An 8,460-nucleotide genomic window follows, 5' to 3' on the forward strand; every position below is an offset into this window, starting at 1 on the left:
GTCGTCTGGGCCAGGACGGGCCCGGCCAGCAGGACGGCGAGGGAAGACAGGATCAGGGCCGGGTTGCGCATGGTCTATCGCCTGTCTGGATCAGCCGCCGGTGGCCTCTGCCACCACAGGGATATCACAGATGTTGAAGTTCAGGCCCCGGCTCTCGCGCAGGGTCTGGACCCGGGCCGCAAAGGGGGCGGTGCGAGGGTCGAGTACCCGCACGGCGGGACGCTCGGCCGGGGGGATGGAGGCGGCGATGCGGGCGCGGGTCATGATGTCCGGATTGGCGACGGCACCGTTGTTGGCGCTGGACCCCGCGTTCAGGGCCTTGACCACGTCCAGACCGACCACGACCCGCCCGAAGGCGGTGTAGGAGCCGTTCAGGTTGGGGTTGGTGCCGGTCATCAGGAAGAATTGGCTGTTGGCGCTGTCGGGCGACTGGGACCGGGCCATGCCCAGGACGCCGGGGCAGAACAGGCCGCTGGCGGGGACCTTCATGTCGGCGGTGACGAACATCTGGGCGTCGGGCTGGGTCTCGATCGGCAGGGAGCCGAGCCAGCCGCGCACAACGCCACCGGCGTTGGGAACCAGTCCGAACCCGTCGCGACCACGGCGGAAGCTGAACTCGCCCGCGAGGTCGGGCAGGTCGGAGCCGCCTTCGCCCGTGCCCAGGGGGTCGCCGGTCTGGGCCATGAAGCCGGGGATGACGCGGTGCCATTTCTGGCCGTCGAAGAAGCCCTGGTTGGCCAGTTGGCTGATCCGGGCAACGTGGCCGGGGGCGGCGCGCGGCTCCATCTCGACCAGGACACGGCCCTTGGTGGTGTCGATGACCAGCAGATTCTCGGGCGCGACGGTGCGCCAGTCGGCCTCGCCGATCGGCATGGCCGGCACTTCCGGGCCCCGTATGGCCTGGGCCTGGACCGACTGGAGGACCAGAAGAGCGGCACCGGCGGCGACGACCGCAGCGGTCACGACCCGCACGGTGCGGGAAACGAAGAGGGCCTTCATACGCGTTTCTGTACCTTTTGCCGGACGGCCTGGGCGACCGCAGGGCTGACGAAGCTGTCGATGTTGCCGTCCAGCCGGGCGATCTCCTTCACGAGGCGGGAAGCGATCGCCTGGTGGCGCGGGTCGGCCATCAGGAACACGGTCTCGATGTCGTCATTGAGGCGCTGGTTCATGGCCGTCATCTGGAACTCGTACTCGAAGTCGGCGACGGCGCGCAGGCCCCGGACGATCATCTGGGCGTTCAGGTGTTCGGCGAAATGCATGAGCAGACTGGAGAAGGGCTGGACGTCGATGTCGGCGTCGAGGTACGCCACCTCGGCCCTGACCATCTCGACCCTCTGGGCCGTGGTGAACAGGGGGCCCTTGTCGTCGTTCTGGGCCACGCCGATGACCAGCCGATCGACCAGCTTCACGGCCCGGCCGATGATGTCCATGTGCCCGTTGGTGACGGGATCGAAGGTGCCCGGATAGAGGCCGATTCTCATGGGCGTTTCCCTCCCCGCCTGACGCGGTCTTGTTAGCAGGTGCGATACGGGTGGGCCAGTGAGGGTGATGTCGGGTGCCTCGTCACGAACAATCTATCGAAAATTGTGCGGCGCCGCTTGCGCCTGAGAGGCGAGTTTGTCACGGATGTCTATCCACACCGTGAAAGCGCGAGGGGACGCCCGAATGGCCGACACCCAGACGAACCGATACAGCGCCCCCCCGGCGGGCGGACGGCTGTCCTTGCTGGAATCCCTGGCCCGGGACGTGGCCATGGTCCTGAAGAGCCTCGGCGGGTCGGCGCACCAGAATGTGGTGATCGACTGCGTCGCGGCGATGAAGCGCAACCGGGGCGAACCGGTGAACAACGATCTGCGTCATGCGGTGGTCGAGGCGTTCGAGCGCTACTCCCAGTGGTTCACCCGGCCGTTCGGCGAGGGGTCGATGCGGTGGGCTCTGGTGGCCGAGCCGGCCTGACCGGTCCAACCCCCAAAGACATGAGGCGCGGCCCTTTCTGGACCGCGCCTTTTTTCATGCTCAGAACTTGCGGACGAAGCTCAGCGAATAGACGTCGGCTTCACCGGCGTTGTCGTCCTGGAAGTCGCGGCGGGTCCAGTCGGCGCGGATGCCGTTGACGCCGTCCAGGTGGTAGTTGGCGCCGACGCCGTAGTTGACGCTGTCCGAGTGGTCGCTGGCGGCGACGCCGGCGGCGGAGGCCTTCACCTCGGTGACGCCGTAGCCGACCCGGGCGAACAGGTCGAAGTTCGGCTGCACCGGCAGGGTGGCGACGCCATAGGCGGCGACGTCGTAGCGGTGCTCGACCTTGCCGTCGACGCCGGCGAAGCTAACGTCGTCATGGCCAACCCCGAACGAGGTCTCGCCCTCGACACCCAGATAGGGGGTCAGTTTGGCACCCAGGCGACCCGTCACGGCGCCGAGGTCGGCATCGTCGCCCTGCATCTGGGAATAGCCCAGGGTGCCGTAGTAGGTCGGCGATTGCAGGCTCTGGGCCATGGCAGGCACGGCAAACAGAGATATGGCGGCGGCAGAGAGAATGATGTTACGCATTGTTTCTATTAACTCCTAGATGTTGGCAGCTTTCGCTACCGGCCCCATCCAGCGAGGAGTTAAATGGTGACCCTGCGCGGCCGTTCCATGACCTGAACGTTGCAGTCGTGAAATCGTGCATGACTGACACAGACCTTGTTCTGCGACAGACGATATCTCAAAGATGGCCTCTTCAGGGCCGCCAGGCGGTCGCGCTGAGCAGGGTGGCGCACAGGGCGTTGACCGGGGTTTCGATACCATGTTCGCGGCCCAGGCGGACGATGACGCCGTTCCGGGCATCCCACTCCATCGGCCGGCCCGCCAGCCGGTCGCCCAGCAGCGAATTCACCGAGTCCGGGGGCGAGGTCATGGCGCGCTCGACCACCCAGTCCGGCAGTTCATCGCCCAGATGGGCCCCGACGGCGCGGCCGACCGCGACGCATTCCCGGACCATGGCCCGCATGAGGTCGGCGATCCCTTCGGCCCGGACCACCCCGCCCGGCTGGCCGGTCAAGGCGTTGACGGCGCCGGCGCAGTTCAGGGCCAGCTTGGTCCAGGCCACGGTCGGGAAGTCGTCTGTGGTCGAGGCGGCGATGACGCTGTCGGCGAACAGGGCGACGAAATCGTCTCCCGCTTGCCCCGCCGGCACTATGACCGTGCCCTCGCGGCGATGCAGGATCCGGCCCGGCCCGGTGCGTTCGGCCGGGATATCCACGACCACGGGCGTGATCCGGTCCGGTGCGACGAAGGGGGCGAAGCGTTCGACGTGTTCGACGCCGTTCTGGAGCACCGCAATCCGGGTCGTCGGCCCGACCAGGCCGGCGAACCAGGCCGAGGCGGCCTCGCCGTCATAGGCCTTGGTGGCGACCAGGACCCAGTCGACGGGGGCGGTGATGTCCGCAGGCGAGGTGACCACGAGCGGATCCGACTCGATGACCGAACCGTCCGGCGTCTCGACGACCAGCCGATCCAGCGGGCTGCGGGCGCACAGGGTGACCTGCCCCACCCGGGGGCTGCGCGACAGCCAGGCCGCGATGGTCCCGCCGATGGCGCCGGGACCGACCACGGCGATGGAGAGGCGGGATTGGGCGGGCATTGTTGGTCCTGTGGGCATTGGGCGGGAGGTTCAGTCTAGCGGATGGATCACGCGGGGTGAGGGAGTCCGGACTCGAAATTAGAGTCCGAGGAGTCCGAGGAGTCCGAGGAGTCCGAGGAGTCCGGACTCTCTGGCGAAGGCGCGTCACGGGCGGCCCACCGGGCTTCGCAGACCATCTTGTGGAACTCGTCGCCGACCTGTTGGGCCACGCGACGCCACCGCAGGGCGGCGACCGCATCGCCGCGCAGCAGGGCCCGCTTCATCCGGCGTCGGGCCAGATCCATGAACTGATCGTCGTCGATCTGATCGATATCGCTGTCGTTCAGGACATCGAGTTCGACACCCTCGTCATCCGGATCCAGACCACTCGACACGATCCAGGGCTGATCCGAGCGCCGCCAGCCTTCGATCTTGGCACGGGCGCGAAGGGCCGAGCGTCCGACGCCGTGTCGCTCGCAGCACTCCCTCGCCGACATCCCATCCAGATAGTCGAGCCGGACCACGGCCCAGACGTCGTCCGGTGCGGGCCGCAGCCCGGCAGTCCGGGCCGCCTCTACCCGCGTCCGAAGGGGCTGCCAGAATTTTTCGTCGTACATCGTCCCGCGTCCTCAGAATTGGTTGAGGAGTCAGGATAGGGGACGGCTCAATGTGGGCGAGGTTCGAGGGGGTGAGAATGGGTCAATCCCTTGTGCGGCAAGGGATTGGTCGGTCGAGGTTTGAAAGTTCGAGGCGTCGGACAAGCCGAGATTCCCTCTCCCCTTGCGGGAGAAGGTGGGCGGCGGAGCCGCTCGGATGAGGGATACGAAGATGCGAGACAGACAGGTGGGATTCCCCCTCCCGTATGACACCGAGTGCCACCCCTCATCCGTCACGCTCCGCGTGCCACCTTCTCCCGCAAGGGGAGAAGGACTTATCTGTCCTTTTCGCGCGCCTCGCCGCCCCGGCTGACCAGCGCCGCCTGGGCTGCGGCGAGGCGGGCGATCGGGACGCGGTAGGGGGAGCAGCTGACGTAGCTGAGGCCGACCTCTTCGCAGAAGGCGATGGAGGCGGGGTCGCCGCCGTGCTCGCCGCAGATGCCCATCTTCATGTCCGGGCGAACAGCCGAGCCGCGTTCCCTGGCGATACGGATCAGGTCGCCGACGCCGTCCTGGTCCAGGCGGACGAAGGGGTCGGTCTCGAAGATGCCCTTGTCCATATAGGCCTGAAGGAACCGGCCGGAGTCGTCTCTGGAGATGCCGAAGGTGGTCTGGGTCAGGTCGTTGGTACCGAAGGAGAAGAACTCGGCGTATTCGGCAAGGTCCCCGGCCCGCAGCGCGGCGCGCGGCAGTTCGATCATGGTGCCGACCAGGTATTCGACGGTGTCGCCGGCCTCCTCGAACACGGCCTTTGCCGTGCGGTCGGTCAGTTCGCGCAGGTATTTCATCTCCAGACCCATGGCGACCAGAGGGTGCATGATCTCGGGGATCGGAGCGGTACCTGACGCCTGTTTGACGGCGATGGCGGCCTCGATCACGGCGCGGACCTGCATCTCGTAGATCTCGGGATAGGCGACGCCGAGGCGGCAGCCCCGGTGGCCCAGCATCGGGTTGGTCTCGTGCAGTTCCTTGGCGCGGCGCTTCAGCTTGGCAGCGTCCAGGCCCGATCCGGCGGCCAGGGCGTCGATGTCCTCGTCCGTGTGCGGGATGAACTCGTGCAGGGGCGGATCGAGCAGGCGGACCGTGACCGGCAGGCCGGCCATGATGGTGAACAGTTCGACGAAGTCCGCCTTCTGGAACGGGGCGATCTTGGCGAGCGCGGTGCGGCGACCGGCCTCGTCGTCGGCCAGGATCATCTCGCGCACGGCGGCGATCCGCTCCTCGTCGAAGAACATGTGCTCGGTGCGGCACAGGCCGATGCCCTCGGCACCGAAGCCGCGTGCGGTCTTGGCGTCCAGCGGGGTTTCGGCGTTGGCGCGGACCTTGAGGCGGCGGACCTTGTCGGCCCAGGCCATCAGGGTCTGGAAATCGCCGGTCAGCTCGGGCTCGATCATGGCCACGGCGCCGTCGAGCACCTCACCCTTGGAGCCGTCGATGGTGATGATCTCGCCGGCCTTGAAGGTGCGGCCGTTGGCGGTGAAGGTGCCGGCGTGCTCGTCGATCGACAGGGCATTGATGCCGCAGACGCAGGGCCGGCCCATGCCGCGCGCCACGACGGCCGCGTGGCTGGTCATGCCGCCGCGCGCCGTGACGATGCCGCGCGCCGCGTGCATGCCGTGGATATCTTCGGGGCTGGTTTCCTCGCGGACCAGGATGACGGCGTCGCCGAGCTGGCTCATCCGTTCGGCCTCGTCGGCGTCGAAGACGATCTTGCCGGTGGCGGCACCGGGGCTGGCGGGCAGACCGGTGGCGACGACGGTGCGGGGCGCCTTGGGGTCCAAGGTCGGGTGCAGAAGCTGGTCCAGAGCGGCGGGTTCGACGCGGCTGATGGCCTCTTCCTGGGTGATCACGCCCTCGGCGGCGAGGTCGACGGCGACCTTGAGCGCGGACTTGGCGGTGCGCTTGCCGTTGCGGGTCTGGAGCATCCACAGGCGACCGCGCTCGACCGTGAACTCGATGTCCTGCATGTCGCGATAGTGGGTTTCCAGCCGGCCGACGACGTCCACGAACTCGGCGAAGACAGTGGGCATGGCCTCTTCCATCGAGGGGGCGGTCTCGCCCATCTCCTCGCGGCCGACCTTGGTCAGGGACTGGGGCGTGCGGATGCCGGCGACGACGTCCTCGCCCTGGGCATTGATCAGGAACTCGCCGTACAGGCGGGCGTCGCCGGTCGAGGGGTTGCGGGTGAAGGCCACGCCCGTCGCCGAGGTCTCGCCCATGTTGCCGAACACCATCGACTGGACGCTGACGGCCGTGCCCCAGCTTTCGGGGATGTCGTGCATGCGGCGATAGAATTTGGCCCGGTCGTTCATCCACGACGCAAAAACGGCCGATACCGCGCCCCAGAGCTGAAGCTGGGGGTCCTGGGGGAAGGGCACGCCCAGCTCGCGCTGAACCACCGTCTTGTATTCGGCGACGACCTTTTCCCAGTCCTCGGCCGTCAGGTCTGTATCGACGGTGACGCCCAGACGGTCCTTGTGGTCGTCGAGGACCTCCTCGAAGTCGTCATGGGACAGGCCCAGAACCACGTTGGAATACATGGTGATGAAGCGGCGGTAGCTGTCGAAGGCGAAGCGGCGGTCGCCGCTGAGCTTGGCCAGGCCCTCGACCGTCTGGTCGTTGAGGCCAAGGTTCAGGACGGTATCCATCATGCCGGGCATGGAGGCGCGGGCGCCGGAGCGGACGGAGACCAGCAGGGGGTTTTCCGGGTCACCGAAGGTCTTGCCGACGATGGATTCGACCTTCAGCAGGCCGGCCGCGACCTCTCCGGCCAGGGCGTCGGGGTATTTCTGGCCGTTCGAATAGTAGTGGACGCAGGCCTCGGTCGTGATGGTGAAGCCGGGGGGCACCGGCAGGCCCAGCGACGACATCTCGGCCAGGTTGGCACCCTTGCCACCCAGCAGATTCTTCATCGACGCGTCGCCATCGGCGGCCCCGCCACCGAACGCATAGACCCACTGCACCATTGGAAACCCCTGAGTTTTTGGATTGGCGTCGGCGGGTTGTCCCCGCTCGTGGCGCCTGACTACCGTGCTGCGGCCGTGAAGGCGAGACCGGGATGAAACAAAGCGTGAGGAATGTTTCGGGGGATGGAAAGGAGATTCCCTCTCCCGGCGGGAGAGGGCTTGAGCGCCCGAGAGCCGTCAGGCGATCGGCCTTGCGCGAAAGGGTGAGGGGCTGGCAGGTCAGTCGGCGTGAGCCGTCGCACGGCCTGTGACACGGCTTACGCCGACTTCAGGGTGAGCCCCTCACCCTTTGGCTGCTACGCGCCGCCCTTCGGGTCGGCCAAGACGCATCGCTGCGCTCCGCAGGCCTCAAGCCCTCTCCCGCCGGGAGAGGGTCAGCCGGAGATTTGTCCGAAATCCGCCACCCGGCCCATCACGTCCCGCACCTGGCCCAGCAGTTTCAGGCGGTTGTCGCGTTCCTCGGGCACGTCCGAGTTGACCATCACGTCGGTGAAGAAGGCGTCCACGGGCGCGCGCAGGCGGGCGAGCGCGGTCATGGCGGCGGCGAAGTCCTCGGTGTCCAGGGCGGTGTCGACGGCGGTGCGGGCGGCGTCGGCGGCGAAGGCCAGGGTGGTCTCGGCCTCGGGCTGGTTGGGCAGGCCGGTCTGGACCATGCCGGTGGGGATATCCCCCTTCTTCGCCTCGGCCTTGAGGATGTTGGACGCGCGCTTGTAGCCGGCCAGCAGATTGGCCCCGTCGTCGGTGGCGAGGAAGGCATCCAGCGCCTCGACCCGGCGCACGATGCGGACGAGATCATCGTCTGACGACGCGTACGAGGCGTCGATCAAATCAGGGCGAAGTCCCCGGTCGCGCAGGAACACTTTCAAGCGCTCGATGGAGAATTCCCCAAGAGCATTCCAAAGCGGCTTGTCGATATCTGTGATCGCGGCGGGATCGGTTGCTGCGGCGAGACGCTCAGGTCGCCGCTTCAGGAACTCGGACGGCTCCAAACCCTGCCCGAAGACGTCGAAATAGGTTGGGCTGATCTTCAAATTCGGGTCGGCTTGAAAGCGCCGGACGAGGTTCGTCTGTTCGATCGTATCGTAGAGCGGCAGACGTACCCCGTTCTCAAGCACCAACCGGATCACCCCCAACGCCGCCCGCCTCAGCGCGAACGGGTCCTTGGAGCCGGTGGGCTTTTCGTCGATGGCGAAGAAGCCGACGAGGGTGTCGAGCTTGTCGGCCAGGGCGACGG

At 67.2% G+C, this 8,460-nt stretch carries 8 protein-coding genes; 1 reads left to right on the plus strand and 7 read right to left on the minus strand.

The features are described 5' to 3' along the window. Positions 1-90: 90 nt before the first annotated feature. Together JHC99_RS15415 and coaD are read right to left on the minus strand one after the other, a co-directional pair. Positions 91-999: a peptidylprolyl isomerase gene (locus tag JHC99_RS15415; protein ID WP_292155339.1), complete on the minus strand. Its 909-nt coding sequence runs from the start codon at positions 997-999 to the stop codon at positions 91-93. Next, the gene (gene coaD / locus JHC99_RS15420; RefSeq protein WP_292155341.1) at positions 996-1,484 is read right to left on the minus strand and encodes a pantetheine-phosphate adenylyltransferase; all 489 of its coding nucleotides are present in this window, start codon (positions 1,482-1,484) and stop codon (positions 996-998) included. The genes JHC99_RS15415 and coaD overlap by 4 nt, the downstream gene beginning before the upstream one ends. Before the next feature lie 184 nt (positions 1,485-1,668). Here coaD and JHC99_RS15425 point away from each other — a divergent pair, with 184 nt between their 5' ends. After that, positions 1,669-1,959 carry a hypothetical protein gene (locus tag JHC99_RS15425; protein ID WP_292155343.1) on the plus strand — a complete coding sequence of 97 codons (291 nt, stop codon included), beginning with the start codon at positions 1,669-1,671 and terminating at the stop codon, positions 1,957-1,959. A gap of 60 nt (positions 1,960-2,019) precedes the next feature. Here the strand turns inward: JHC99_RS15425 and JHC99_RS15430 are convergent, their stop codons facing one another. The 5 genes from JHC99_RS15430 to JHC99_RS15450 all read right to left on the minus strand — a co-directional run. Then, the gene (locus tag JHC99_RS15430) at positions 2,020-2,550 is read right to left on the minus strand and encodes a porin family protein (protein ID WP_292155344.1); all 531 of its coding nucleotides are present in this window, start codon (positions 2,548-2,550) and stop codon (positions 2,020-2,022) included. A 172-nt stretch (positions 2,551-2,722) separates the two neighbouring features. Continuing rightward, the gene (locus JHC99_RS15435) at positions 2,723-3,625 is read right to left on the minus strand and encodes a 2-dehydropantoate 2-reductase (RefSeq protein ID WP_292155346.1); all 903 of its coding nucleotides are present in this window, start codon (positions 3,623-3,625) and stop codon (positions 2,723-2,725) included. 47 nt (positions 3,626-3,672) lie between these two features. Then, positions 3,673-4,221, minus strand: coding sequence for a hypothetical protein (locus JHC99_RS15440; RefSeq protein WP_292155347.1), 549 nt, complete (start codon positions 4,219-4,221; stop codon positions 3,673-3,675). A gap of 314 nt (positions 4,222-4,535) precedes the next feature. Then, the gene (ppdK, locus tag JHC99_RS15445) at positions 4,536-7,226 is read right to left on the minus strand and encodes a pyruvate, phosphate dikinase (RefSeq protein ID WP_292155349.1); all 2,691 of its coding nucleotides are present in this window, start codon (positions 7,224-7,226) and stop codon (positions 4,536-4,538) included. Between the two features lie 374 nt (positions 7,227-7,600). Further along, a partial coding sequence (locus JHC99_RS15450; RefSeq protein WP_292155351.1) for a glycine--tRNA ligase subunit beta occupies positions 7,601-8,460 on the minus strand: 860 nt, incomplete at its 5' end.

The organism is Brevundimonas sp., from assembly GCF_016463485.1.
In the GTDB taxonomy this organism is placed as follows: domain Bacteria; phylum Pseudomonadota; class Alphaproteobacteria; order Caulobacterales; family Caulobacteraceae; genus Brevundimonas.

Coding starts and splice junctions, on each gene's coding strand:
- coaD (WP_292155341.1), bottom strand. CDS start 1,484: ATGAGAATCGGCCTCTATCCGGGCACCTTCGATCCCGTCACCAACGGG.
- JHC99_RS15425 (WP_292155343.1), top strand. CDS start 1,669: ATGGCCGACACCCAGACGAACCGATACAGCGCCCCCCCGGCGGGCGGA.
- JHC99_RS15435 (WP_292155346.1), bottom strand. CDS start 3,625: ATGCCCGCCCAATCCCGCCTCTCCATCGCCGTGGTCGGTCCCGGCGCC.
- JHC99_RS15415 (WP_292155339.1), bottom strand. CDS start 999: ATGAAGGCCCTCTTCGTTTCCCGCACCGTGCGGGTCGTGACCGCTGCG.
- JHC99_RS15430 (WP_292155344.1), bottom strand. CDS start 2,550: ATGCGTAACATCATTCTCTCTGCCGCCGCCATATCTCTGTTTGCCGTG.
- ppdK (WP_292155349.1), bottom strand. CDS start 7,226: ATGGTGCAGTGGGTCTATGCGTTCGGTGGCGGGGCCGCCGATGGCGAC.
- JHC99_RS15440 (WP_292155347.1), bottom strand. CDS start 4,221: ATGTACGACGAAAAATTCTGGCAGCCCCTTCGGACGCGGGTAGAGGCG.